1 protein-coding gene and 1 pseudogene are annotated in these 1,525 nt (G+C 49.9%); both read left to right on the top strand.

What is annotated here, in order from left to right; genetic code table 11:
• A pseudogene (locus tag ABW391_RS18610) lies at positions 1-1,068 on the top strand (type I pullulanase); the annotation flags it as partial.
• Positions 1,069-1,145: 77 nt separating this feature from the next.
• Positions 1,146-1,525: hypothetical protein (locus ABW391_RS18605; protein ID WP_353483414.1), on the top strand; the 380-nt coding region annotated here is incomplete at its 3' end.

Raw genomic sequence — 1,525 nt, 5'->3', positions numbered from 1 at the left:
CGCCCGATGGTGCGCAAATTCATCATCGAATCGGTACTGCATTGGGTCAAAGAATACCACGTGGATGGTTTCCGTTTCGATTTGATGGGCATCCACGACATCGAAACCATGAACCAGATCAGCAAAGCGGTGCATGAAATTGATCCGACCATCTTTTTATACGGCGAAGGCTGGACAGCAGGCGGATCGCCCTTGCCTGACAATCAAAAGGCCATCAAAGCCAATGTGCTGAAACTGGACAAAGTCGCTGCGTTTAGCGATGATTTCCGGGACGGCATTCGTGGATCGGTATTCAACCATACCGAAAAAGGATTTGTGAGCAACAACGGCGGCTTCAAAGAAAGCATCAAGTTTGGCGTAGTAGCCTCTACCTGGCACCCTGAGGTGGATTACACCAAGGTCAATTACTCCAAGGCGCCCTGGGCCAATGGCCCGGATCAAACCATCACTTACGCTTCCTGTCACGACAACCATACCCTCTGGGATCGCCTGGCCATCAACAATCCCATGTTGCTGGATGAAGAGCGCATCAAGATGTACCGACTGGCGGTGAGCATGGTGCTTACTGCTCAAGGTGTTCCATTCCTTCAGGCGGGTACGGAAATGGTGGTGACCAAAAATGGCGAAGAAAACTCTTACAACAAACCCGACGAGGTGAACCAACTGGATTGGAACCGCAAGTTTCAGTACCAAACCATATACGACTATGTCAAAGCGCTGATTTCATTGCGTAAAGCGCACCCCGCCTTCCGCATGACCTCGGCGGCGATGATTCGGGAGCACCTGAGTTTCATTCCTACCAATGAAGACAACTTTACGGGTTTCCTCTTGTCCAACCATGCCAATGGCGATCCCTGGCACACCATTGCCGTGATCTACAATGGTTCCGACAAGGTACAGGTGGCCACTTTGCCGCGCTCGGAATGGAAAGTGGTTGGCAATGGTGAATTGATCGATACCAAAAATCCACCCGTTTTGCGCAATACGGGCGTGCTGGTTCCGGCCTATTCGGCACTGATTCTGTATTCAGCTACCGCCCCAGGGCAATCCGGTGGTATGGAAAAATAAATGCAACTGTACTGCGTTTGTTAGTATAATTCCCAGCACATACTGGGCTACATTTCTTCGTTTTAAATTTTTACAAAGTGAAAAACCAAAGCATTTTAATCCTGTGTGTATTGTTGGTGTTGGGCGTTTTTGCCTGCAAGAATGACGCTAAAAACGATGCCGATTCCAAAGGAATTGGTCCCAATGACCTACTCAAAGTAGACGCACCTCCGATTACAGGGCCGGAATCAACTGCCGAAATCAATAAATTGGTCAAGCGCATTGACGCCGAAAAAGACAGCATGAATGCCGCTGGCCCCAACTACGTGTTTAATGGCAACAAGGAAAGGACCGAGGTGATGGTGTACTCCAATGCCGAAGCACCGCAGTTGATCTACTGCAAGGCGCCCAAACTGGAGTCCTGGTACTACCTCAAAGACCGCCGTCCGGTCTACCTCAAGGAATTGGCCTTGACCGA

Origin of the sequence: Haliscomenobacter sp., assembly GCF_040403615.1 — a bacterium.
Taxonomy (GTDB): domain Bacteria; phylum Bacteroidota; class Bacteroidia; order Chitinophagales; family Saprospiraceae; genus Haliscomenobacter.
Note: the sequence above shows the minus strand (reverse complement) of the source record. Positions and strands in the feature narration are given on the sequence as shown.